The organism is Xanthobacter lutulentifluminis, assembly GCF_043194675.2.
GTDB lineage: Bacteria > Pseudomonadota > Alphaproteobacteria > Rhizobiales > Xanthobacteraceae > Xanthobacter.
The window spans coordinates 2,488,183-2,508,787 of record NZ_CM195525.1 but is presented as its reverse complement, the minus strand read 5'-3'; the positions used below and the strand labels follow the sequence as shown (position 1 = coordinate 2,508,787).

Annotated in this window: 29 protein-coding genes, 1 tRNA gene and 1 pseudogene; 20 read left to right on the top strand and 11 right to left on the bottom strand. The window is 65.9% G+C overall.

The features are described from left to right. Positions 1 to 20 precede the first annotated feature (20 nt). A complete protein-coding gene (locus tag V5F49_RS11465) occupies positions 21 to 254 on the bottom strand; it encodes a hypothetical protein (RefSeq protein ID WP_394115677.1) in 234 nt (77 codons plus the stop codon). A gap of 291 nt (positions 255 to 545) precedes the next feature. Here V5F49_RS11465 and V5F49_RS11460 point away from each other — a divergent pair. From V5F49_RS11460 to V5F49_RS11450, 3 genes and pseudogenes are all read left to right on the top strand, one after another. Then, positions 546 to 710 (top strand): annotated as a pseudogene (locus tag V5F49_RS11460) (winged helix-turn-helix domain-containing protein); the annotation flags it as partial. A 4-nt stretch (positions 711 to 714) separates the two neighbouring features. Beyond that, complete coding sequence (locus V5F49_RS11455) at positions 715 to 912, top strand: hypothetical protein (protein WP_394115678.1); 198 nt, start codon at positions 715 to 717, stop codon at positions 910 to 912. Between the two features lie 90 nt (positions 913 to 1,002). Then, positions 1,003 to 1,380, top strand: a complete 378-nt coding sequence (locus tag V5F49_RS11450) for an HNH endonuclease (RefSeq protein ID WP_394115679.1) — start codon at positions 1,003 to 1,005, stop codon at positions 1,378 to 1,380. A 105-nt stretch (positions 1,381 to 1,485) separates the two neighbouring features. Here V5F49_RS11450 and V5F49_RS11445 read toward each other — a convergent pair whose 3' ends face one another. Beyond that, positions 1,486 to 1,662 carry a hypothetical protein gene (locus V5F49_RS11445; RefSeq protein WP_394115680.1) on the bottom strand — a complete coding sequence of 59 codons (177 nt, stop codon included), beginning with the start codon at positions 1,660 to 1,662 and terminating at the stop codon, positions 1,486 to 1,488. A 166-nt stretch (positions 1,663 to 1,828) separates the two neighbouring features. On the opposite strand from V5F49_RS11445, the gene V5F49_RS11440 reads away from it, so the two are divergent. Continuing rightward, entirely contained in the window at positions 1,829 to 1,960 is a 132-nt protein-coding gene (locus tag V5F49_RS11440) for a hypothetical protein (protein WP_394115681.1), read from the top strand. 84 nt (positions 1,961 to 2,044) lie between these two features. Beyond that, on the top strand, positions 2,045 to 2,623 hold the full coding sequence (locus tag V5F49_RS11435) for a sce7726 family protein (protein WP_394115880.1): 579 nt from the start codon (positions 2,045 to 2,047) through the stop codon (positions 2,621 to 2,623). Here the strand turns inward: V5F49_RS11435 and V5F49_RS11430 are convergent. Next, positions 2,597 to 3,625, bottom strand: a complete 1,029-nt coding sequence (locus V5F49_RS11430) for a beta family protein (protein WP_509210669.1) — start codon at positions 3,623 to 3,625, stop codon at positions 2,597 to 2,599. The two genes, V5F49_RS11435 and V5F49_RS11430, sit on opposite strands and share 27 nt — an antisense overlap. 753 nt (positions 3,626 to 4,378) lie before the next feature. Here V5F49_RS11430 and V5F49_RS11425 point away from each other — a divergent pair. Next, positions 4,379 to 4,825: a Panacea domain-containing protein gene (locus V5F49_RS11425; RefSeq protein WP_394115683.1), complete on the top strand. Its 447-nt coding sequence runs from the start codon at positions 4,379 to 4,381 to the stop codon at positions 4,823 to 4,825. A 502-nt stretch (positions 4,826 to 5,327) separates the two neighbouring features. Here V5F49_RS11425 and V5F49_RS11420 read toward each other — a convergent pair. Both V5F49_RS11420 and V5F49_RS11415 read right to left on the bottom strand, forming a co-directional pair. Then, positions 5,328 to 6,074, bottom strand: a complete 747-nt coding sequence (locus V5F49_RS11420) for a hypothetical protein (RefSeq protein ID WP_394115684.1) — start codon at positions 6,072 to 6,074, stop codon at positions 5,328 to 5,330. Continuing rightward, positions 6,071 to 6,553, bottom strand: coding sequence for a hypothetical protein (locus V5F49_RS11415; protein ID WP_394115685.1), 483 nt, complete (start codon positions 6,551 to 6,553; stop codon positions 6,071 to 6,073). Before V5F49_RS11415 ends, V5F49_RS11420 begins: the two co-directional genes overlap by 4 nt. Positions 6,554 to 6,807: 254 nt before the next feature. On the opposite strand from V5F49_RS11415, the gene V5F49_RS11410 reads away from it, so the two are divergent. Further along, a complete protein-coding gene (locus V5F49_RS11410; RefSeq protein ID WP_394115686.1) occupies positions 6,808 to 7,017 on the top strand; it encodes a hypothetical protein in 210 nt (69 codons plus the stop codon). A gap of 84 nt (positions 7,018 to 7,101) precedes the next feature. Here V5F49_RS11410 and V5F49_RS11405 read toward each other — a convergent pair whose 3' ends face one another. Then, positions 7,102 to 7,932 (bottom strand): NYN domain-containing protein, encoded by an 831-nt coding sequence (locus V5F49_RS11405; protein ID WP_394115687.1) that lies wholly within the window; start codon positions 7,930 to 7,932, stop codon positions 7,102 to 7,104. Between the two features lie 123 nt (positions 7,933 to 8,055). After that, positions 8,056 to 8,271: a helix-turn-helix domain-containing protein gene (locus tag V5F49_RS11400; RefSeq protein WP_509210668.1), complete on the bottom strand. Its 216-nt coding sequence runs from the start codon at positions 8,269 to 8,271 to the stop codon at positions 8,056 to 8,058. 470 nt (positions 8,272 to 8,741) lie between these two features. Here V5F49_RS11400 and V5F49_RS11395 point away from each other — a divergent pair, with 470 nt between their 5' ends. The 5 genes from V5F49_RS11395 to V5F49_RS11375 are packed head-to-tail and all read left to right on the top strand — an operon-like array spanning position 8,742 to position 10,264. Next, a complete protein-coding gene (locus V5F49_RS11395) occupies positions 8,742 to 8,999 on the top strand; it encodes a hypothetical protein (protein ID WP_394115689.1) in 258 nt (85 codons plus the stop codon). A 55-nt stretch (positions 9,000 to 9,054) separates the two neighbouring features. Next, the gene (locus V5F49_RS11390) at positions 9,055 to 9,483 is read left to right on the top strand and encodes a hypothetical protein (RefSeq protein WP_394115690.1); all 429 of its coding nucleotides are present in this window, start codon (positions 9,055 to 9,057) and stop codon (positions 9,481 to 9,483) included. An 18-nt stretch (positions 9,484 to 9,501) separates the two neighbouring features. Next, positions 9,502 to 9,783, top strand: a complete 282-nt coding sequence (locus V5F49_RS11385) for a hypothetical protein (RefSeq protein WP_394115691.1) — start codon at positions 9,502 to 9,504, stop codon at positions 9,781 to 9,783. After that, on the top strand, positions 9,783 to 9,971 hold the full coding sequence (locus tag V5F49_RS11380) for a hypothetical protein (RefSeq protein WP_394115692.1): 189 nt from the start codon (positions 9,783 to 9,785) through the stop codon (positions 9,969 to 9,971). Before V5F49_RS11385 ends, V5F49_RS11380 begins: the two co-directional genes overlap by 1 nt. Beyond that, positions 9,968 to 10,264, top strand: coding sequence for a hypothetical protein (locus V5F49_RS11375; protein WP_394115693.1), 297 nt, complete (start codon positions 9,968 to 9,970; stop codon positions 10,262 to 10,264). The genes V5F49_RS11380 and V5F49_RS11375 overlap by 4 nt, the downstream gene beginning before the upstream one ends. A 184-nt stretch (positions 10,265 to 10,448) precedes the next feature. On the opposite strand, the gene V5F49_RS11370 is transcribed toward V5F49_RS11375, so the two are convergent. The 3 genes from V5F49_RS11370 to otsB form a co-directional block, all read right to left on the bottom strand. Then, positions 10,449 to 10,535: transfer RNA gene (locus V5F49_RS11370), tRNA-Leu, on the bottom strand. Between the two features lie 89 nt (positions 10,536 to 10,624). Then, entirely contained in the window at positions 10,625 to 12,100 is a 1,476-nt protein-coding gene (otsA, locus tag V5F49_RS11365) for an alpha,alpha-trehalose-phosphate synthase (UDP-forming) (protein WP_394115694.1), read from the bottom strand. Between the two features lie 3 nt (positions 12,101 to 12,103). Continuing rightward, positions 12,104 to 12,901: a trehalose-phosphatase gene (gene otsB / locus V5F49_RS11360; RefSeq protein ID WP_394115695.1), complete on the bottom strand. Its 798-nt coding sequence runs from the start codon at positions 12,899 to 12,901 to the stop codon at positions 12,104 to 12,106. A 154-nt stretch (positions 12,902 to 13,055) separates the two neighbouring features. On the opposite strand from otsB, the gene V5F49_RS11355 reads away from it, so the two are divergent. Then, positions 13,056 to 13,421, top strand: coding sequence for a hypothetical protein (locus V5F49_RS11355; protein ID WP_394115696.1), 366 nt, complete (start codon positions 13,056 to 13,058; stop codon positions 13,419 to 13,421). A 46-nt stretch (positions 13,422 to 13,467) separates the two neighbouring features. Further along, positions 13,468 to 13,737, top strand: coding sequence for a YMGG-like glycine zipper-containing protein (locus V5F49_RS11350; RefSeq protein ID WP_012113747.1), 270 nt, complete (start codon positions 13,468 to 13,470; stop codon positions 13,735 to 13,737). A gap of 189 nt (positions 13,738 to 13,926) precedes the next feature. Here the strand turns inward: V5F49_RS11350 and V5F49_RS11345 are convergent, their stop codons facing one another. Continuing rightward, the gene (locus V5F49_RS11345; protein ID WP_394115697.1) at positions 13,927 to 14,106 is read right to left on the bottom strand and encodes a DUF1328 domain-containing protein; all 180 of its coding nucleotides are present in this window, start codon (positions 14,104 to 14,106) and stop codon (positions 13,927 to 13,929) included. A gap of 217 nt (positions 14,107 to 14,323) precedes the next feature. On the opposite strand from V5F49_RS11345, the gene V5F49_RS11340 reads away from it, so the two are divergent. From V5F49_RS11340 to purH, 6 genes are all read left to right on the top strand, one after another. Then, on the top strand, positions 14,324 to 14,605 hold the full coding sequence (locus tag V5F49_RS11340; protein ID WP_394115698.1) for a hypothetical protein: 282 nt from the start codon (positions 14,324 to 14,326) through the stop codon (positions 14,603 to 14,605). A gap of 163 nt (positions 14,606 to 14,768) precedes the next feature. Next, positions 14,769 to 15,035: a NepR family anti-sigma factor gene (locus V5F49_RS11335; RefSeq protein ID WP_509210667.1), complete on the top strand. Its 267-nt coding sequence runs from the start codon at positions 14,769 to 14,771 to the stop codon at positions 15,033 to 15,035. A gap of 208 nt (positions 15,036 to 15,243) precedes the next feature. Next, the gene (locus V5F49_RS11330; protein WP_394115700.1) at positions 15,244 to 16,428 is read left to right on the top strand and encodes an extensin-like domain-containing protein; all 1,185 of its coding nucleotides are present in this window, start codon (positions 15,244 to 15,246) and stop codon (positions 16,426 to 16,428) included. Between the two features lie 8 nt (positions 16,429 to 16,436). Continuing rightward, entirely contained in the window at positions 16,437 to 17,198 is a 762-nt protein-coding gene (locus V5F49_RS11325; protein ID WP_394115701.1) for a DUF429 domain-containing protein, read from the top strand. 101 nt (positions 17,199 to 17,299) lie between these two features. Next, complete coding sequence (gene scpC / locus V5F49_RS11320; RefSeq protein ID WP_394115702.1) at positions 17,300 to 18,826, top strand: succinyl-CoA:acetate CoA-transferase ScpC; 1,527 nt, start codon at positions 17,300 to 17,302, stop codon at positions 18,824 to 18,826. 157 nt (positions 18,827 to 18,983) lie between these two features. Next, complete coding sequence (gene purH, locus V5F49_RS11315) at positions 18,984 to 20,573, top strand: bifunctional phosphoribosylaminoimidazolecarboxamide formyltransferase/IMP cyclohydrolase (protein ID WP_394115703.1); 1,590 nt, start codon at positions 18,984 to 18,986, stop codon at positions 20,571 to 20,573. Positions 20,574 to 20,605 lie beyond the last annotated feature (32 nt).

Here is a 20,605-nt window from a genome sequence, read left to right as displayed (position 1 = left end):
ATGCCGAGGGCGCCAGACTTTCAGCTCACCAGCCGCACCGGGATCCGCATAGCACGGGTAAACGTCTCGAACGCCTGCCAGGCACGGCGTTCCATCTCCGGTTCGTCCGCAGCCTCCATCACGTCGATCAGCGGCTCGGTGTGCTCAGCGATGGGCAGGGTGCGCAGGAAGTCCACCGCCTCATCGAGGGAAGCTAGGACGACGGCCGGCTGGATGGTGCGGACCTGCATCGGGCGGGTGTTGGCGCATTGCATGGTTCGGTTCTCCTGCATGAACGGTCGCCCCCGTCATCGCGATCCTGGCGGCGAAACGCGCCCCCACTTTGGGGGAGATGTGACAATTCCGGGGAAGGCGGCCGTGGTCGTCATTTGTTGTCACCACCGAGCAACATCCGTGCCGGTGCTGCTGCGGCCAGTTTCGGCCAGTAGGCATTGGCCTGCGCCCTCCATGCTTGCGAGGCCCTGATGGCGAGGCTCGATATTGAGAAGCTGCGCAAGGTGCATGGCCTGATGACTTGCGGCGCGACCGAGGGCGAGCCTGCCGACGTGCTGTCCATGTTGGACACCCACCCCGAGCTTTCCGAACGGGAGATTGCCCGGCGGGTGGGTGTGTCTCCTCAGACCGTGAGCACCTGGCGAAGGAAAGCGGAAGGCGTCCGGCCCCGCCACCGCACCCCATCCGATCAGCGATCCCCCATCAGGAAAGAATGAGCCGATGAACGACCGCACGAATCTGCATGTGGAACCCAATGCCGAGGGCACCCACGACGTGATCGACGGGAAGGGCGAACCCATCGCCAAAGGCTTCAGCAGCAATGCGGCAGCCTGGGACTGGATCGACCGGCATAGCCCCGAGGGGCGGGCCGACACCGACCGTCACCACCGCATCCGCCAGTCGCCCGGCTTTGCCTGATGGGTACCTGATGAACCGGCGCTCCGCCCCCGGCTCCGGGTTTCGCGGAAACGAACGGATTTCACCAAGTTCGGAAGGAGAGACGAGACGATGCCGTTCCACGCCCCCTACATCTGCGGCTGCGGGAAGGAGGTCCCGCACGGTGTGAAGTGCGAATGCGCAATCAAGCGCAAGCGGGACTATGATCGCCATTATGATGCCCGCCGGCCGACCGCGAGCCAGCGCGGCTATACCGACAAGTGGCGCGCCGCCAGCAAGGCCTTCCTCGCCGAGCCCGGCCACGAGACCTGCGTATCCTGCGGCAAGCCTGCCACGATGGTAGACCACCGCATCCCCGCGAAGGGCGACATGGCCCTGTTCTGGGACAAGAGCAACTGGCAGCCTATGTGCCGCCGCTGCAACCTCTCGAAGAGCGCCAAGCACGAGGGAGGCTTCGGCCACCCCGTCAGGACGCCAGGAGGACGGTGAGGCAGCCGCGGCCTCTCTCCTGCGACTGGGAGGGCGACGCGAACGGCAGCCGCCCGGCGAGGCCCTGAAGCCATCGGCGGCACCGGCGGAGGGAGGGGGGTGGTTTCAGACTTTCCCCCTTCGTCGCAGCACCAGTGGGGGTCCACCGCGCGAGATGGAGCCTAATTGATGTTTTTTCCGTCGGGGGAATGGCGCAATGACGCCATTCTCGATCATCTCGGGCCTGAAATAGGCCTTCAGGCCCGACTGCATCGGGCCGCCCGGCGCATTGAAAAGCTCCATCCACCTTCTGTTGTTGCGATCAGACCCATGCGGAACGGAGCCGACAGAATGTCCGCCGCCACACCCTCCATCTTGGCGCTTATGCGGAAGTCGGCGGCGATTGTCGCCGCATCCACCGGCCGGAAATCCTAACCCCGCATGCAATCGCGGCCGACCTGAAGCGGACGTGGCGAAGCTCAACGGGCTGATGTTGGACAAGAACGAGAGCGTGAATTGCGACTACCACATCAGCGACGAGCCCATGTCGGATGAGAAATGGGCAGCGGAGTACGGGCCGGAGGCTGCCGGTGCTGCGTGACGGCTGAAGCCCAGCCGACGTCCTGCCACCCCTGAGGCGATATGATTCAGCGACTTTTATGAGGATCTGACTATCTTGCCACTTATGCGCGACCGGGATGTACGAGTGGCGGTGCGACGTTGGCTTGACATGCTTCATGCCGGCGACGAAAACACGCGAGTTGTCGAAGAAATGGGGATTTGGGCGGGATCTGTCCGTATAGATGTTGCTGTTATAAACGGAGAGCTGCACGGTTTCGAACTAAAGAGCGCTAGGGACACTCTCGGGCGTTTACCAGGCCAAGCCTCCCTCTACAGCGAGGTCTTTGATCGAGTGACTCTCGTGACCGCCGAAAAGCACTTGGAGAAAGCGGCAGGACTGGTCCCAAATTGGTGGGGTTTGTCGCGGGCAATAGGAGATTCCGAAGTTCAGATTGACCACGTTCGCGTGCCAGAGCGGAACCCGAACCCCAACCTGTTGCAGGTGGCTCGTCTCCTCTGGCGAGCCGAGATGGCAGATATCCTCGAATTGCACGGGCTCATCCGCGGGGTAAAAAGCAAACCAGCGGACATCCTGGCCCACCGGCTCGCCGCAGAGTTGCCCGCTGATCTACTTCGCTTCGAAGTTCGTGCCGCCCTGAAGGCAAGACAGAACTGGCTAAGGCAGGCGGTGGCACACCAATGAGATGTGACGGTTGACGCCGATTTGAACCCAAGTTTGGCGCCCGCCGGCCGCTCCCGCCCCGCCGCGGCTCGCAATCTGAGAAATCTCTGCATCTGCCCAACAGCCTGGCACTTGCCCAAATCCGGGATGGCGAACGATGGCCTGCGCGTGGCTATGGTATTGGGCTGTCATTGGCTGCCCCCTGACCCCCCTCGTGGAACGCCCCTTTCGGATGAGCCAATCGGCGTCAAGGGTGTAGCGAACACTGACGGTGGCGTTGGCCATCGCGTAGCCGGGCGGCTCCGTCAAATCGCGATGTGCGATTCCATAGTCGCCATAGTGGATGCCGGGGAACTGCATTACGACGGCTTGCCAGAGCTGCCAGTCTCGCCTCGGGATCATGTTCGGCCCCGTAGCGAGGGCGCTCGCGTCCTTTGGTGCCGCTGACGCCGTTAATGTAATAGAGCGCCACCCCACCAGTGGGACCGTACCAAAGACGTTTGTTACGAGTTGGAGAATGAGCTGCGGGTCGATGTCAGCGATGTGCCCACAGTCGACAAGCAAATCCGCATCAGTGGTGCTCCAACTGAGAGTGGTAAACCAACTTGCCGCGTTTTGCACGCTGTGCAGCGGCGCCCGGAGGATCAACCCGGGAGCATACTTGTTCACAACAGCTGCGACCGCACCGAGATACGGCTGTGCAGCCCCTATGTCGACGACCGGGATAATTGGCGATCCAGAATTGCCTAGCGCCGAGAAAAGAGAATTGAACCCTGCAGCCGTACCCGTATTCGCCGTTTCAATTGCCCCATCGAGCGCAATTGGAAGTAAATACCATGGATTAGCAAGATCTTCCGCAAATCTGGTAGACAGCCGTGGTGCCAGCTGAAAAATCGGGACAGTCCTCTGCTTGGTGAGCGGCTGTAAATTGCGCAACGCAACTACCTCCCCGGCTTTTGTACGGAGAGTAGGGACATATTGAAATTGGTGGCCTGTCGCCGCGAGGTTAGAGGTAACGCCCACAATACGACTCCCGTCCGGGTGATTCGAAGTTAATTGTACCACCTTGGGTTGGGCTACGGCGTGGCTGTTGATGCGGGAGGGTCCGAACCGGCTGCCGCTACCGCGTCGCCACGAAGATGACCGACGAGGAGTCGATGCGGATTGGGGCGGGCGGTTGACTACTGCACATCCGCTAGCTTGCGGCGGCGTCGGCCCTCACGTTCGGCGAGGGCGAGGTGGTGCATAGAGGGAGGGCCGGGCGACCCATGGGGGCAGATCGCTCGGCCCCCGTGCGCCCGGTCAGGGCTTGGGCCGGAGCCGCAGCGTATCATGGGCGGCAGCAAAAAAGGCCGGCGCCCGGCTCCCACGACGCCAGCCGCAGTGCTTCAGGCCATCTCTGCCTCGCGGATCGTACCCGCCATCGCCTGCGCACAGGCGACGTAGGTTCGGCGGCGCAAGTCGGCCTCTCTAGGGTGTTGCGGACCGGCGCGACGGCCTTCAGCTGCGAGCGGGAGGTGCAGCCGCCGCCCCGCATCGGGCCCCTGGCGGGAGGGCATCGAAGGGGCTACTCGCCGGCAACGAGGGAAAGCCGGCGCGGGTTAACAGGGGCGCGCGAAAGGAGTCGGGGGCTAGAGTTTGGGAGAGCATGATAACGAGTTTGTGATTGATCATTTCACGGCCTGACACGCCAACTTGTTGACAAACCCACCACGTATGAATCCATCCAACCTTAAAGACCGACCTATCAAGCGGCCGCAAATTGGAGGGTGAAAGATGGCTGCGAGGCTCGATTCCGTCGCCAAATATATATGTGAAAAAGGAAGGTGGAGACTATCTAATCTCCAGCTTCAGAAAATATTTTATATGGCACAGATGGTGTATATGGGCCAGCACTCCGGAGAAAGGCTAGCTGACGCCGATTTTGAGGCTTGGGATTACGGCCCTGTGGAGCCATCCCTCTATCGCAAAGTGAGGATGTTCGGATCGGCACCTATCGGTGACGTTTTTTATGAAGCTCTACCATTCAAAGAAAATGATCCTCGGCGGTCAGTGCTTGACGAAGTGTGTGAGGAGCTTGTTAAGCTAAGGCCGGGTGAACTTGTAGATATAACTCATTGGCCTGAGGGCGCGTGGGCAAAGAACTATGTCCCAGGAGCAAGAGGTATCCAAATCCCTGACGCCGACATCTTCGAAGAATATAACAAACGCGTTGATTCATAGTCGGATCAAGGCGGCTCTCAGGTCGAGGGATGGGCTACAGCCTGCCGAAAAAGCGGCTGCAGCCTTAGAGGCCGAATTGCAGAGAGTGAATGCCGAAAGAAAAATAGAACGTTTTTTTGGGCATTCTGCACGGTCGGTTTATTCAATCTTATGGTATCGGCCCTTCACGGCTGGTCGGAGGTATTGGTACTTCCGTTTTCTTTGATTCTACTTATCGGGTTAGCCCGATGGTGGGAGGTCCCCTTTGTCGTTCAGCATCTTGAGGGGTGGCTGGAGCGAACAAATACAACTAAGCCCAAAAAGGTTACAGAGGAGCCGATCCCCTCTGCGCCTTCTGCCAATAGCACTTCCACGAGCGACTAACCGGGTGCGCCAGCGCAGCGCCAGCCCTCATCAGATGCTGCGCGCCCTTGCTGGCGCGGCCCGATCCTCGCGCCACGCCATGTCGGCAGAGTATGCGGCTCGATGGCGCGGCCGAAGGTGTCTTGTCACGGGCCATGGTTCAGTTCTCGCCCTGAGTGGCCGGATAGAAGGTGGAAACCCACTGCCGCTTCATCTCGGCGAATGCCACGCTACTGGGCAATCGTCGCATTCGGTCCGTCGGGAGAAAGGCGTTGATTTGTTCACCGACTTGCACAGCAAGGCAACCGATCTCTGAGATGACCGCCTCGAGAGCGGTTGCCTCCATGAACGGACCGATGACAGCATCACAGTCCTTTTGCGGTCGCATCATCCAGTCCGATTTCATGGTGGGATGGCCGGCAAGCTCGGAAAAGAGTTCGTACATCTCAGCACGCCGCTTTGCGGTGAAGCCGTCACGGGCGTCTAACGCCTCACGGACTTTGACCGGCGAAAAATCCCTCATGCGCATCTTCCTGTCGGCGAGGCGCCATCGCTCGATGAGGGCCCGGTCACCGGCGAAAAGGTTGAGTAGAAAGACCGTCTCAAGCACGTCGCGGAGGATCAGGGCGCTATTCTGATGGTAGCCGGACAGTGCCAACTTGAGGCTTGCTCCGAACGCATTGAACGTCCGCATCGACAGGACCTGAGCGACCTTTAGGTCTTCATCGCTGGTGTCGAATTGGCGGAAGACGTCGGTGAGATCCATTGACGCTTCGACGACGGCAAGGTGCAGCTGGAGCCGCTGGTTACCTGCGACGATACCAAGTCCTTGCTCGCGAAGCAGTTCCTCCCCGCCGTGTAGGGCACTGAGATTTGCCGGGATGGCAGTTCGGCCCGCGTTGATCATTCCGCCCCCTCCAACCTCACGTCGGGCCCCTCGCCGTCCTCCGCCACGAAGATGACGCCTGCGGCTTGGAGGGCAACACGGATGGCCGGCTCATCCCGATCCCGATCCCGTAGGAGCCGCCTCTCGCCATTGTACCCAAGGTCTGAGCAGCAGATCACCACCAGCCTCAACCCCTGCTCTGGCAGCACCTGGCGCCGGCGCTCGTCATAGATCCGGCGCTGCTCGCCGCGCGGGATGCCAGCCGCTGTGATCCGGCGATCGAAGAACGGCACCGGCTCATCATGCTGGCGCTCGTGATACTCCACCACAAGGCCAAGCTCTGGATAGTAGGCATCCACCGGCAGGCGGGCGCGCCTCCCGCTCCGGCCGGGATCACCCAGGAGAAACGGGAAGCGCTGTTGCCGGCGCGCTTTCAATCCGAGGATGCGGTCGCATAGGTCGATCACATAGGCTTCGTCGCTGCGGCTACGTGATGCCATTTCCGCCCCCGTCCGCCCTACATCGCCCGCGCAGCGGCGCCGACGCCGAGCCCGCCTCAAACTTGATGGGGACTTGATGAAATTCGGCCGTGATGCAGTGTCAGGATGCCCCAAAAAGCTTGTATACACAATGCTTTGTGGCTGATGCACTGGCTCGCAGGCCGCTGAGACCATCAAGGGAACCCTACGCCGATCTGGTCTGGCAGGGGGCGGGCACCACCCATGCCATCACCTAAACCGAAATGCTCACGGCCATGGTGGAGGAAGTGTGTGCCCTCCAGCCCACGCCGAACCTGATCACGCGAGCGCTCAACGCCACGCTGGACCGAGGTGCCTTTCCCGAGGATCTGCCATCCTGGCTGTCCCGAGCGGACGGTGCAATCGTCGCGGAGGAGCACGCGGCCGATCGCGCAATCCTCACTATGGTTCGGCGGCTTGTCGAGGCGCTGGCGGATCAATCATGAGCGATGGGCTCACCTACGAGATGATCTGCTCAAGGCCGTGGCCGACGCGACGGCGCGAAAGATCTCCGCGGCGATGAAGGGGCGTTAATCGACCGACCGCCCCTCGGGCTCTTCGCCATCCTCCGGCGGACCAAGGCTTGCCGGAGCGTCAAGACCATCCTCATATTCTTCGAATGCTGCAACCTCAGGGGCAGGAGGAACAGAGATAAGCCGCTTGGCCTTTGGCCTTGGCGCATAGGGTGTTCGCACCCCATCGGTATGCTCGTGCAGATGGTCGTGAACTTTTTGACCGAGAGGATCAAGAATTATGTCAATACCTTCACGCCTTGCCAGCTTTGCTGCAGGTACAAAATCACTATCGCCCACTATCAACACAATCTGATCTACAAGTTTCTTATAAGACAAAGCCGCGACGTCCAAACCGAGCCGCATGTCTACACCTTTTTGTATTGTGTCTAAAGTGAAATCAGCGTCTGTCATTTCTTCAAATTTTCTCTCCCCCCGTAGAAGATTCTGCAAAGCGCTATTATTTAATTTCCAATACGACGTATCAAGAAGATGGCCAAGACGAAGAGCCACCTTTCTTTTCTTTCTCAATTCATCGTGCAGCGCGCTTCGGAAGAGCGCCTGCGGAGATTTAGAAAAATCTATAGCTTTCTTTGTTATTGGGTGATGCATTTTCTTGGAAAAAGGAGGGCAGTCATAATAAAAAATTCTATATAGATCGAAACTTTCGTATATTTTATGGCCCAACTCATCTCGGCCTGTTTGCTGGGAACGGTGGCGTATTGCGTGACCATGAATAAGACGCGCGACCTCTTGCGGATCCTCGGCGTTCCACCCTGGAAACTGATTGCGAACTCGCTTTAGGAAAAATCCGCCATCTACAAGGACCGCGACGCGTTGCCGATGCATGTGGACGCCCGATATGCAAAAGCCCCTGGGCTCGGCTTCCCATTTATAATCAGCGTGAGCTGATGGAAAGCGTACTGCCAGGGGCCTGTAAACGGTAGCGTTACCGTGTGAAACCTAACGCTGTCAAGAGGGGGAAGTTCCTGCCCCGCCCTTCCTCAGCCTCACACCCGGCCCCTCGCCGTTCTCAGCCACGAAGATGACACCGGCGGCTTCGAGAGCCTTCTGGATCGCTAGGAGGGTGGACGCTTTCGGGTCGGCCGAACCACGCTCGATATTGTTGAGGGCGGTCGCCGAGATACCGGCGGCTTTGGCAAGGTCAGCCTGCGTGAGGCCTAGCATGGCTCGGGCTCCGCGGATCTGCTGGGGCGTAATCATGGAGCTGGTATATCGCTGACTTGTTTTTTTCTCAAGCCCGCTTGACGATCATGCAAGTTGAGGTTAATCCAATCCTACTTGAGAAATTCTCAAGCGGAGACGATTATGCCCAACCTCTCCCACATCATGCGCCGCGCCTGGTCGCTCTTGCGGCAGTCCATGGCGCCCTTCAGCCGGCCCACCTTCGCGGCCCACCTTCGGCAGGCGTGGGAAGAGGCTCGCAACGCCCCGGTGACGGACTGGGCGGTGCTGCAGCGCTATGTGTCAGTGTCGCGCGGCTGCCATCGCGCCGAGGTTATCCGCCGCGCAGAGCACGCCCTGAACGCCGCCGTATCACGGCGGCGCGCTACCGGAACGCACCCGAGCCCCGCGACGCCTATGCGGCTCGCAAGCGCAGCGCCGACATCCAGCGGCTCAACGGCCTCGAATTGATCGTGCGCGATGAGAAGGCCGCAGCCGGCATCGCGGCAACCTACACCGCCAAGCGCGACGGGGCCGGCTTCGTCCTGAAGCGAAACGGAGTGGAGTTCGGCCGGCTGACTGGCCAAGCCGGCGCGCTCACCTTCACCACCACCGATACCGCCCTCGCCGAGCGGGCCCGCACTGCCTTCGCATCGTGGGAGGACCTCCCCGTCGCTCTCGCCAAGGTCCGGGCGGCTGACGAAGCCCTTCGCCTGTCCCGCATCGCCTAACCGTCGGGGCGGCGGGTCCGCCCCTCTGACCTTTCCACACCACCGGAGCCTACCAATGCCGAAGCCCACCGCGGCGGCAAACGCCACCGCTATGCCTGAACCCACCCGCCGGGCCTTCCTGAAAGCAGGTGGTGTGCTGGGTACCGTCGCCGCTCTGGCGGTGCCCGTAGCCATCCTGCCGAAGGCGGACGCGGCGGCGGCTGGGACCGCCATCGCCTCGCTCTGGCCCGAACGCCTGCAGTTGAAGGCCGAAGCCGAGAGGCTGAAGGCCATCCACGATGCCGCGAAGGCCCACTACAACGCCCTCAAGCCACCGCTCCCGAAGGAGGCGCGCGCCCATCCGGCCCTGTTCGGCTATGGCGTCGAGTGGCAGGAGACGCGGCAAGCGGACGGCTCCTGCATCATCTGGGGCGACGGCGCCGAGTGGCGCGAGATTGCCGCGAAGATCACCGGCGCGACGGCGGCGGCGTTCAAGGCGGGATGACTGCGCCGGGCGAAGGTGATGGACGCCTATAACTGCCACCTCTGCGACCTGTGGGAACAGTGCGGCATCGAAGAAGCATGGGACGCCTGGGATGTGGCAGACACCGCCCTCGCCGACATCGAACGGCGCATCCTCGCCCTGCCGGTGACTGACTTCAGCGTCGCCGCGCGCCAAGGCCAGATCCTGCGGCATTGGGGTTGCGGCGAAGACGACGAGCCGCTGACGGCCTTCTTCGATCAGATCGAGCAAGCGGCCGCCCGGGCCGGCGATCGTGCCTTCGCCGTCAGGGAGACTGCCTGATGCCCAAGCGTGCCACCGCGACACGCCTCGCGCCGTCTCCCCGCACCGCCCTGTTCAACATCCACGACTGCATCGTCCTGGCATTGGACATCCTGGACAGCCCTTCACCCTTCCCCGAGGAAGCTTGCGAGCTGCTGCGTGAGGCCCTGGCCGAAACGAAGGCCCTGCTTGATGGAAAGCGCCAATGAGCAGCGTCAGCCTCAAGGACGGCCGTGTCCTGCATGTGCCCGGCGCGCCGTTCATCCTCGATGCAGCGAGCGTCATCATCGCGCCAGCCGCCGGTGACCTCGCGGCCATCGTTCCCCTCATCCGCGACGATCAATTGCTGCTGTTCGCCAAGCGGCTGGTGGATGGCGCCCGCAAGCGGCGCTTCTCCGAGCGCCATCGGGAGGTCAACCGGGCGAAGCTGGAGCTGGCCCGCATGTGCATCGAGCGGGCGCTTGCCGAAGGACAGAAGACCCCGACCGATGAACATGGGTGAAATCTGCCAATTCGAGAGCGGTGCCAGGTCAATCAGCGCGGCTGGTTCGCACTTGGTACGCACCCCTACGCGCGAGGCGATAGCGGGGGCGGTCCACCGAACGACAAAAGGTGGACACCGGGGTGGATTGAAATCGATGCACTACGGTCAATATTTTGAAAATAAAGGTAAATTTCATAAAAAATGGTGCGGGCGGTCGGACTCGAACCGACATATCCGTGAGGACGGCGGATTTTGAGTCCGCTGCGTCTACCAATTCCGCCACGCCCGCACGCGGCGCGGCAGGCCTGGACATGCGGTCCAGCCTGCCGCCTGGCTGCTATAGCGGCAAGGCGGCAGCGCGGCAACCGAGGCCCGGCGTCAGGCGCCGCGCGGCATGAGGTCGGACCACGTGCCGGGCAGGCGCACGATGCTGCGGATGGCGGGACGCGGCAGCGGGCCGTCCCGGCGCTCGGACGCCGCTTCCGCCGGCGCGAGGGCGGCGAGGAACTCCTCGGCCCAGCGGTCGATATCGCGGGCCTGCAGCACCCGCATCATGCGCGCATGCCGCTCGCGCCGCTCGGCGAGCGGCATTTCCAGCGCCCGGCGCAGGGCGCCGGCGAGGCTCTCCGTGTCGTGCGGATTGACCATCAGCGCACCGGTGCCGAGCTCCGCCGCCGCCCCGGCGAACTGGGACAGCAGCAGCACGCCGGGATCGGAGGGGTCCTGCGCGGCGACGAACTCCTTGGCGACGAGGTTCATCCCGTCGCGCAGCGGCGTCACCATGGCCACGTTGGCGAGGCGGTAGAAGCCGGCCAGCTCGGAGCGGGAATAGGTGCGGTTCACATAGCGCAGCGGGGTCCAGGCCACGTCGCTGTAGGCGCCATTGATCTGCCCGGCCTTGAACGACACGTCCCGGTCCATGTCCTGGTATTCGGGCACGTCGGTGCGGCTCTTGGGCGTGATCTGCACGAACGACACGCGCTTGTGCCATTCCGGCGCGGTGCGCAGGAAATGGTCGTAAGCGTCGAGCCGGTTGGGGATGCCCTTGGAATAGTCCAGCCGGTCCACGCCGATGATGAGCTTGCCGCCGAGGAGGCTGTCCTCCAGCGTCTTCACCGCGGAGGTGCGGCGCGCATGGCGGGCGCGGCGGGCGAAGGTCGCCGTCTCGATGCCCACCGGGAAGGTGCCGAGCCGCACCCGGCGCCCGCCGATGTCCCAGCTCACGCCGTCCGGCGCCGGCTGGCCGCCGCGGGTTTCCAGGTAGCGGGCGAAATTGTCCCGGTCGCCCTCGGTCTGGAAGCCGACGAGGTCGTAGCTGGCGAGCGCGCCGACGATCTCGCCGTGCTGGGGCAGCGCCTGCACGATGTCGGCCGGCGGCATGGGAATGTGCAGGAAGAAGCCGATGCGGTTGCGATGGCCCCGCTCCCTCAGATGCCCCGCCAGCGGCATCATGTGGTAGTCGTGGATCCACAGCACGTCGTCGGGGCGGATGATCTTCTCCAGATGATCCGCGAACATCCGGTTTACCCGCATGTAGCCGGACAGGTCCGAGTGGACGAACTCCGACAGATCGAGCCGGTAGTGCAGCACCGGCCAGAGGACGCGGTTGGCGAAGCCGTTGTAATATTCCTGGTAGTCATCGGCCTTGAGATCGACCACCGCGTAGGTGACGCGCCCATGGCGGGTGACTTCAGGACGATCGGACGGCTCCTCGGCGATGCGCCCGCTCCATCCGAACCAGATGCCGCCCCGCTCCTTCAGGGCGGCGTTGACGGCGACCGCCAGACCGCCAGCCGCGCCGCCCGGCTTGCTCGGCAGGGCGACACGATTGGATACGACCACGATGCGTGACACGGGTCACCTCCAGTGTTGCCGCGGCTCAGCCGCGAGGTGGGAGAGATAGGCCCGGACCGCTTCGGGGCCGGGCAGGACCACGTCCGCGCCGGCCCGCGGCGCCCCGACGGCAATGGCCAATCCGCCGCGCGCCGTCGCCGCCCGGAAGCCCGCCTCGTCGGTGACGTCGTCGCCGATGAAGACGGGCGTGCGCCCGGCGAACGGCGCGCCGGCCATGAAGCTCTCGAGCGCCGTGCCTTTGTCGTGGCCGGCGCGCCGGACCTCGAACACGCAGTGCCCCGGCAGCAGGCGCACGTCCTCCCGGCCCGCCACCAGACGGTGCAGCGCCTCGGCCAGGCGGGGCGCAGCCTCGGGAACGGCGCGGTAATGCACCGCGATGGAGGTGCCCTTGTCCTCCGCGAAGACCCCGGCGATGGCGCCGGCCACCGCGCGGATGGCGGCGGCGAGATCCGGCGCGAGAGGGGCGGCGGACCAGCTGCCGGCGCCCGCGCGGATGCGCATCTGCGCGCCATGGCTGCCGGCGGCGGGAAAGCTCGAGCCGAACAGCGCGTCCAGAGAGGCCAGAGCCCGCCCGCTCACCAGCGCCAGCGCGCCGCCGGAACGGTGGAACAGGGCGTCGAGCGTGGCGGGCAGCCCCTCCGGCATCACCACCGCATCCGGGTGGGGCGCGAGGTCGAGCAGCGTGCCGTCCACATCCAGGAAGAAGGCATGGCTGGCCGCATTCACCCGGGCGCAGAGGTCCGGCAGCGTTCCCGCTGCATCTGCGTCCTGATATGGTCCGGTGACGGCGCGCACGGCCATGGGCACAGACGATCCCCTATCCAGTTACAGTCAGGAAACGCCAGAGACCCCGCCACGGTTCCCCCCCGAGGCGGACGCAATGCTGCCACAGACTCGGCAGCGACGGAACCGGAGCCGTCGTGACGCGTTCCGACGGGGACGAATGGAGACTGCGATGCTCGGATGGGACAGGCATTCCACCCCGGACGGAATGGCGCGGCGGCTCGCCTCGCTCAGGGAGGAGATCGACGACCTCCAGTCCGCCCTCGGCCGCAAGGCCGGCGGGCTGGAGCGGATGGCCTCCGACGCCCATGACTGGATCTCCGACCACGCCGGCGCGCTGCCCCGGCTCGACCTGAGCGTCTTTCGCGGCCATCGCCATGCCGCGCCGCGGGTGCCGACCCTGGCGGTGGCCCTTGCCGCCGTGGCGGTGGGCGTCGGGGTGGGCTGCGTGCTATATGCCGTTACGTCGGGCGGCCATCGCCGCGCGACCACGGCGCAGGACGGGGTCCGGCGTCCCGCGTCACGGGTTTCGGAGTGAATGGATGGCCCGGCGTGTCGCCGGGCATCGGGCAAGGGAGAACATGATGAAAGCGGCTCTCATTGTGTGCGCGCTGGCGCTCGGCCTCGCAGGCTGCAGCGAATATTCCCGCCAGGACCGCGCCGTCGGCGGCGCGGCGATCGGCGCCGGCACCGGCGCGTTGATCGGCGCGGCGGCGACCGGCACCGGCACGGGCGCGCTGGTGGGCGGCCTCATCGGTGCCGGCACGGGCGCCATCATCGGCGCCGAGACGACGCCGCGCGCCTGCTGGGCCCGCGACGCCTACGGCAACCGCTATCGCGTCCAGTGCCCCTGAGCATCGACGCATGCGTGCATGAGAGAAAGGGCGCCCCCGGGCGCCCTTTTTTTTCGGCGCGCGTTGCTCGTCGCACCGGACGGAAACCCGGCATTTACCCTGTTGGGCTCACAAGGAGGTCATCTCCAAGCGACTGCGGCGGGCCCGCCGAAACGGACCCGCCGCTTTTTTTATTGTTCCTCGACTGCGTCAGGGAACCCTGGGGCCGCGTCCGCGCACCAGTCCCATGACCGCCGAGATCAGGAACAGGATGATCGCCACGAAGAAGATGATCTTCGCGATCTCGATGGCGGTGCCGGCGATGCCGCCAAAGCCAAGCACCGCTGCGATCAGAGCCACAACGAGAAACGTAATCGCCCAACTCATCATCGCCCTTCTCCTTCCGGATGATTTCGGGCAAGGCGAAACAGCGTTCATCGCCTTCGCTTCGCCTCAGCTCGACAGTATTCGCACTCCGACATTCAAACCGCACAGCCCGGCCGCAGGTTCCGCACAGGTGGCAGGAAAGTCTTCATGCACGGCACGGGAACCAAAGCTGGCGGCCCGCGTTTCCATGCCGGTAAGACACACCTTGTGGAGAAGCAGCATGAGCGGACCGAGATACGAGGACGCTCCCGCGTCCGACGGCTGGCCTGCGGCAGCCGCCCCCCACGGCTATGACCGGACCGAGTTCCGCCCCGGCGAGAGCCGGCGGGACTATCCCTCCCGGCGGCCGCGCCAGCCCGACGAGGAGCGCCGCCTCCTGCGCGAGGCGGAGGCCGCGTTCGAGGGGCCGGACCGTCGATCCGACATGGACCACCACCCCCACGATGCCGGCGCCGACGACGCCCTGCCGCCCGATCCCCCCTCCCGGCTCTACCGGGACTGACGCCACCCCCGACCTGCCCGCGCCGCCACCCAAGATGGCGCGCGCGGCACGGTTCCATGTTGCAACGCACGCGGACGCAGTGTCACATGTGGATAACGCCCGCGACCGCATCCGAAGAACTGCCATGCGAACGGCACGCCCTGAAGGCCCCCTCGACAGCCCCATGACGACGCAGCACCAGAAAGAGGCAGGCGGCATGCGAACGCCTCACCGTCGCGACATCTCCGCCCGTCAGGATCTTCTGGGGCGGGAGCTGCGCCAGCTTTTCGACGACTACACGCAGGAAGACATGCCCGACGAGCTGAAGTCGCTCGCCGAGCAGCTTCAGGCGGCGTTCGAGGGCCGGGGCGAGCCAGAGCAGGCGCGCGACGGTGCCGCGGACGAGACGGATGCAGCGCCTGCGGAAGATGCCTCCGAGGTCGAGCGCTGAGCTGCCCCGCCGGCGGGCTGCGCCGGCACCGTGCACGCGCCGGCCTGGCGCGCTTTCGCTGAACCACAGGCCCGCGCGCCGGCGATGACCGGCGCCGCGGGCTTTTTGCTGCGCGCTGTCCGGCCGCCCCGCGGAAGACCGCACGGATCGGCCGTTTTCGACGGTGGCCTTTAACCGCTTCGCAAGCCGTTGCCGCCAAGGTGGCCCCATGGCCCGCGGCACCTCGTACGTCCTCCTCTCCCTCGCGCTCCTCGCGGGGGCCCTCACCGGCTGCAAGCTCAGCCTGGATTCGCGCGACCCCTGGCGGGTCGAGGCGGAGGAGAAGTGCATCGCGGAAAAGGGGGTGATCCCGTCCGCCTTCATGGAGCCCATGCCGCCCATCGAGGGCGCCGGCGCCTGCGGCATCGAGCACCCGTTCCGCGTCAGCGCGTTCGCGCAGGGCAATGTGGTGCTGGAGCCGGCGGGGCGTCTCGCCTGCCCGGTCATCCGCGAAACCGACCTGTGGCTGCAGGAGGTGGTCGAGCCGGCCTCGCTCGCCTGGTTCGGCCAGCCCGTGGTCGCCATCAGCCAGATGTCGGCCTATTCGTGCCGCGGCATGAACGGCAATCCCAACGCCAAGATCTCCGAGCATGCCTTCGGCAATGCGCTGGATGTCGGCGCCTTCCGCCTCGCCGACGGGCGGTGGGTCACGGTCAAGAACGGCTGGAAGGGCACGCCCGAGGAGCGCGGCTTCCTGCTCCAGGTGCAGGCCGGCGCCTGCGAGCGCTTCACCACCGTGCTCGCGCCCGGCTCCAACGTGTTCCACTACGACCACATCCATGTGGACCTGATGCGCCACGAGAAGGGGCGCACCATCTGCAAGCCGGCGCCGCGGCCCATGCCGGCGCCGCTCATCGCCAAGGCACCGGCTTCTCCGCCGCCGGTCGCGCCCGAGCCGCAGCCGGCGCCGGTGCCGGCGGTCTACGCGCCGCCGCCCGCAGCCGCGCCCCCGCAGGAGGAGCGCCCGTCCTTCCTCTCCACCCTGTTCGGCCCTCGCCCGGCGCAGGCCCGCCAGGAAGAGCCGCCCCCGCCCATGCCGGCCCCCGCCATGCAGGCCCCCATCGTCGCCTCCCCGGCGCCGCCGCCTCCGGTGGCCCATGCGGGGCCGCTGCCTCCGGCCGCCATGCCGTCCTCGGTCCCGCCGGCCGCAAGCCGCGCGCCCGCCCCGCAGCAGCGCGCGCCGGGTCCGCAGGGGCTTCCCCCCGGCTGGCAGGTGGGTCCGCAGGGCGTGCCGGTGTCGCAGGCCTCCGGCAGCAATCCGGAAACCGGCTCCATCAAGCGCAAATATTATTCCGCGCCCGTGCCGCAGGCCTCCACCCTGCCGCTGCCCAAGGCCAAGCCGGGCGAGGACTGAGCGGGGCCATGGCCGCGCCGCTCCCGTTCGCCGGCATCGACGGCTGTCGCGGCGGCTGGATCGTCGCCCGCTGGGACGGCGCATCGGACCTCCGCCTCTCCCGCATCACGGCGCTTGCCGAATTGTTCGACGGGCCCGACGCCCCCGCCCTCGTGGCCATCGACATGCCCATCGGCCTGCCGGAGCGGATCGGCCCCGGCGGACGGGCGCCCGAGCGTCTGGTGCGGCCATTGCTGGGTCAGCGCCAGTCGTCCGTCTTCTCGGTGCCCTCGCGCGCGGCGGTGATGGCCGGCCTCGGCCCGGGCGAGGAGGCCGAGCGCTACCGCGCCGCCTGCGCCGCAGCCCGCGCCACATCCGATCCGCCGCGGGCCGTCGCCAAGCAGTGCTTCCACATCTTCCCCAAGATCGCCGAGGTGGACACCCTGCTGCGCGCCCGGCCGGAGCTGGCGGACCGGCTGGTCGAGTGCCACCCGGAAGTGGCGTTCTGGGCGCTGAACGGCGGGGCCGCCCTTGCCCTGCCGAAGAAGGTGCGCAACCGCCCCAGCCCACCCGGCCTCGACCTCAGGCGCGGCCTTCTGGCGGCGGCCGGCCTGCCGGTGGATCTGCTGAATGAGCAGGACGCCCGTGCGCTCGGCGCAGGGCTCGACGATCTCATCGACGCCTGCGCCTGCGCCTGGAGCGCGAAAAGAGCGGCCTGCGGCAAGGCCTTGCGCTTTCCCGACCCGCCCGAGCAGGATGCCTTCGGCCTGCCCGTCTGCATCCTCGCGTGAAGCGGCTTTCTCTTTAGTCGAATTCCTGCGGGCGCCGCCCGGCCGCTATGCGCCAACGGATTGGCCCAATTCGATCGGCTCAACTCATGGACGGCCACGCCATGCCTCACGCCCGCATCCGCCTCTCCTCCCTGTGCGACAAGATCGTCTCCGCCGAGGAGGCGGCCGGGCACATCAAGAACGGCATGATCGTCGGCATGAGCGGCTTCACCCGCGCCGGCGAGGCGAAGGCCGTGCCCATGGCGCTGGCGGCGCGGGCGAACGCGGCCCATGCGGCCGGCGAGCCGCTGAAGATCACCCTCATCACCGGCGCCTCGCTGGGCAACGACCTCGACAAGCAGATGGCCGAAGCCCACCTGCTCTCGCGCCGCATCCCGTTCCAGTCCGACCCCGCCCTGCGCAAGGCCATCAATGCCGGCGAGGTGATGTTCGTCGACCAGCACCTGTCCGAGACGGTGGAGCACCTGCGCACCAACCAGCTCGGCCCCATCGATGTCGCGGTGATCGAGGCGGTGGGCATCACCGCGCAGGGCGGCATCATTCCCACCACCTCGGTGGGCAACTCGGCCACCTTCGCCATCCTGGCGGAGAAGGTGATCGTCGAGATCAACCTCACCCAGCCGATGGAGCTGGAAGGCCTGCACGACATCTACATCCCCACCCGCCGGCCGTTCCGCGAGCCGATCCCGGTGGTGGCGCCGGAAAGCCGGGTGGGCCTGCCCTTCATCCCGATCCCGCCGGAGAAGATCGCGGCCATCGTCATCACCCAGAAGCTGGATTCGGCTTCCACCGTGCTGCCGCCGGATGCCGAGACGGCGGCCATCGCCAGCCATCTCATGGAGTTCCTGAAGCACGAGGTGAAGCTCGGCCGCCTCACCAACCGGCTGCAGCCGCTGCAGGCCGGCATCGGCACCATCGCCAACGCGGTGATGCACGGCTTCATCGAGAGCCCGTTCTCCGACCTCACCATGTATTCGGAGGTGCTGCAGGATTCGACCTTCGACCTGTTCGACGCCGGCAAGCTGAACTTCGCCTCGGGCTCCTCCATCACCCTGTCCAAGACGAAGTACGAGGAGGTGATGCCCCGCATCACCGACTACAAGTCGCGCCTGATCCTGCGGCCGCAGGAAATCTCCAACCATCCGGAGATCATCCGCCGCCTCGGCCTCATCGGCATCAACACGGCGCTGGAGTTCGACATCTACGGCAACGTCAACTCCACCCACGTGGGCGGCACCCACATGATGAACGGCATCGGCGGCTCGGGGGATTTCGCCCGCAACGCCTATCTGTCGGTGTTCGTCACCAAGTCCATCGCCAAGGGCGGCGCCCTGTCCTCGGTGGTGCCCATGGTGAGCCATGTGGACCACACCGAGCACGACGTGGACATCCTCGTCACCGAGGTGGGCCTTGCCGATCTGCGCGAGCTCGCCCCCCGCGAGCGGGCGCGCATCATCATCGCCAACTGCGTCCACCCGCTCTACCGCGACGCCATGGCGGACTATCTCGACCGCGCCAGCGCCCGCGGCGGCCACACGCCGCATGTGATCGAGGAGGCGCTCTCCTGGCACGTGCGGGCGCGCGAGACCGGCTCCATGCTGCCGGACGCGGCGCGCAAGATCGCCTGAACCGCCCGCCCCCGCACGACGGGCGGTGCCGGGCCCATTCGCGCGCCGCCATGCGGCATGCTTATACCCGCTCCGCCCGCGCGCCTGCGCCGGGCGGCTGGCGATGGCGGCCCAATGGTGCTAGGCGAGCGGCAATTCTCTCACCCGGAGCCCATCGATGACCGCCGACATCCGTCCCGTGACCCGCGCCCTCCTCTCGGTGTCGGACAAGACGGGTCTCGTGCCGTTCGCCACCGCCCTCGTGTCCCACGGGGTGGAGTTGGTCTCCACCGGCGGCACCGCCAAGGCCATCGCCGATGCCGGCCTGCCGGTGAAGGACGTGAGCGAGCTCACCGGCTTTCCGGAGATGATGGACGGGCGGGTGAAGACCCTGCACCCCAAGGTGCACGGCGGCATCCTCGCCATCCGCGCCGATGCCGGGCACCAGGCCTCGCTGGCCGAGCACGCCATCGCCCCCATCGACCTCGTGGTGGTGAACCTCTATCCGTTCGAGGCCACCGTCGCCCGCAAGGCGGATTTCGAGGAGACCATCGAGAACATCGACATCGGCGGTCCCTCCATGATCCGCGGCGCGGCCAAGAACCACAATGACGTGGCCGTGGTGGTCGAGGCGGCGGACTATGAGGCGGTGCTGAAGGAGATCGCCGAGCATGGCGGCACCACGCTGCGCCTGCGCCGCTTCCTCGCCCAGAAGGCCTATGCCCGCACCGCCGCCTATGACGCGGCCATCTCCAACTGGTTCGCCCGCGAGCTGAAGGAGGAGGCGCCCGCCTTCCGCGCCTTCGGCGGCAAGCTCATCGAGGCGCTGCGCTACGGCGAGAACCCGCACCAGTCGGCCGCCTTCTACGCCTCCGACGAGATCCGCCCCGGCGTCGCCACGGCCCGGCAGGTGCAGGGCAAGCAGCTCTCCTACAACAACATCAACGACACCGACGCCGCCTTCGAGGCGGTGGCCGAGTTCCACCCCGCCCGCACCGCGGCGGTGGTGATCGTCAAGCACGCCAATCCCTGCGGCGTGGCCGAGGGTGCCGACCTCGCCGACGCCTACCGCCGGGCGCTGGCCTGCGATCCGGTCTCGGCCTTCGGCGGCATCATCGCCGTCAACCGGACGCTGGACGCCGATGCCGCCCGTGCCATGGTGGAGATCTTCACCGAGGTCATCGTCGCCCCCGACGCCACCGAGGAGGCCATCGCCGTGGTGGCCGCCAAGAAGAATTTGCGTCTGCTGCTCACCGGCGGCCTGCCCGACCCGCGCGCGCCGGGCCTCACGGTGAAGACGGTGGCCGGCGGCCTGCTCGTGCAGGGCCGCGACAACGCCAGCGCCGACGACCTGGAGCTGAAGGTCGTCACCAAGCGCGCCCCCACCGAGCGCGAGCTGACCGACCTGCGCTTCGCCTTCCGCGTGGCCAAGCACGTGAAGTCCAACACCATCATCTATGCGAAGGACCTCGCCACCGTGGGCATCGGCGCCGGGCAGATGAGCCGGGTCGATTCGGCCCGCATCGCCGCCCGCAAGGCGCTCGACGCCGCCGAGGCGGCGGGCCTCGCGGCGCCGCTGACCAAGGGATCGGTGGTCGCCTCCGACGCCTTCTTCCCCTTCGCCGACGGCCTGCTGGCGGCGGTGGAGGCGGGCGCCACGGCGGTGATCCAGCCGGGCGGCTCCATGCGCGACAACGAGGTGATCGCCGCCGCCGACGAGGCGGGGCTCGCCATGGTGTTCACCGGCGTGCGCCACTTCCGCCACTGAGGCGGGGCGCGGGCGGGGCGCTCCCGAGACGA

What these genes read in the sequence shown, in the direction of transcription:
- V5F49_RS11465 (WP_394115677.1), bottom strand. Translation starts at nt 254, where the DNA reads ATGCAATGCGCCAACACCCGCCCGATGCAGGTCCGCACCATCCAGCCG.
- V5F49_RS11455 (WP_394115678.1), top strand. Translation starts at nt 715, where the DNA reads ATGAACGACCGCACGAATCTGCATGTGGAACCCAATGCCGAGGGCACC.
- V5F49_RS11450 (WP_394115679.1), top strand. Translation starts at nt 1,003, where the DNA reads ATGCCGTTCCACGCCCCCTACATCTGCGGCTGCGGGAAGGAGGTCCCG.
- V5F49_RS11445 (WP_394115680.1), bottom strand. Translation starts at nt 1,662, where the DNA reads ATGGAGCTTTTCAATGCGCCGGGCGGCCCGATGCAGTCGGGCCTGAAG.
- V5F49_RS11435 (WP_394115880.1), top strand. Translation starts at nt 2,045, where the DNA reads ATGCGCGACCGGGATGTACGAGTGGCGGTGCGACGTTGGCTTGACATG.
- V5F49_RS11425 (WP_394115683.1), top strand. Translation starts at nt 4,379, where the DNA reads ATGGCTGCGAGGCTCGATTCCGTCGCCAAATATATATGTGAAAAAGGA.
- V5F49_RS11420 (WP_394115684.1), bottom strand. Translation starts at nt 6,074, where the DNA reads ATGATCAACGCGGGCCGAACTGCCATCCCGGCAAATCTCAGTGCCCTA.
- V5F49_RS11415 (WP_394115685.1), bottom strand. Translation starts at nt 6,553, where the DNA reads ATGGCATCACGTAGCCGCAGCGACGAAGCCTATGTGATCGACCTATGC.
- V5F49_RS11410 (WP_394115686.1), top strand. Translation starts at nt 6,808, where the DNA reads ATGGTGGAGGAAGTGTGTGCCCTCCAGCCCACGCCGAACCTGATCACG.
- V5F49_RS11405 (WP_394115687.1), bottom strand. Translation starts at nt 7,932, where the DNA reads ATGCATCGGCAACGCGTCGCGGTCCTTGTAGATGGCGGATTTTTCCTA.
- V5F49_RS11400 (WP_509210668.1), bottom strand. Translation starts at nt 8,271, where the DNA reads ATGCTAGGCCTCACGCAGGCTGACCTTGCCAAAGCCGCCGGTATCTCG.
- V5F49_RS11390 (WP_394115690.1), top strand. Translation starts at nt 9,055, where the DNA reads ATGCCGAAGCCCACCGCGGCGGCAAACGCCACCGCTATGCCTGAACCC.
- V5F49_RS11385 (WP_394115691.1), top strand. Translation starts at nt 9,502, where the DNA reads ATGGACGCCTATAACTGCCACCTCTGCGACCTGTGGGAACAGTGCGGC.
- V5F49_RS11380 (WP_394115692.1), top strand. Translation starts at nt 9,783, where the DNA reads ATGCCCAAGCGTGCCACCGCGACACGCCTCGCGCCGTCTCCCCGCACC.
- V5F49_RS11375 (WP_394115693.1), top strand. Translation starts at nt 9,968, where the DNA reads ATGAGCAGCGTCAGCCTCAAGGACGGCCGTGTCCTGCATGTGCCCGGC.
- otsB (WP_394115695.1), bottom strand. Translation starts at nt 12,901, where the DNA reads ATGGCCGTGCGCGCCGTCACCGGACCATATCAGGACGCAGATGCAGCG.
- V5F49_RS11355 (WP_394115696.1), top strand. Translation starts at nt 13,056, where the DNA reads ATGCTCGGATGGGACAGGCATTCCACCCCGGACGGAATGGCGCGGCGG.
- V5F49_RS11350 (WP_012113747.1), top strand. Translation starts at nt 13,468, where the DNA reads ATGAAAGCGGCTCTCATTGTGTGCGCGCTGGCGCTCGGCCTCGCAGGC.
- V5F49_RS11345 (WP_394115697.1), bottom strand. Translation starts at nt 14,106, where the DNA reads ATGATGAGTTGGGCGATTACGTTTCTCGTTGTGGCTCTGATCGCAGCG.
- V5F49_RS11340 (WP_394115698.1), top strand. Translation starts at nt 14,324, where the DNA reads ATGAGCGGACCGAGATACGAGGACGCTCCCGCGTCCGACGGCTGGCCT.
- V5F49_RS11335 (WP_509210667.1), top strand. Translation starts at nt 14,769, where the DNA reads ATGACGACGCAGCACCAGAAAGAGGCAGGCGGCATGCGAACGCCTCAC.
- V5F49_RS11330 (WP_394115700.1), top strand. Translation starts at nt 15,244, where the DNA reads ATGGCCCGCGGCACCTCGTACGTCCTCCTCTCCCTCGCGCTCCTCGCG.
- V5F49_RS11325 (WP_394115701.1), top strand. Translation starts at nt 16,437, where the DNA reads ATGGCCGCGCCGCTCCCGTTCGCCGGCATCGACGGCTGTCGCGGCGGC.
- scpC (WP_394115702.1), top strand. Translation starts at nt 17,300, where the DNA reads ATGCCTCACGCCCGCATCCGCCTCTCCTCCCTGTGCGACAAGATCGTC.
- purH (WP_394115703.1), top strand. Translation starts at nt 18,984, where the DNA reads ATGACCGCCGACATCCGTCCCGTGACCCGCGCCCTCCTCTCGGTGTCG.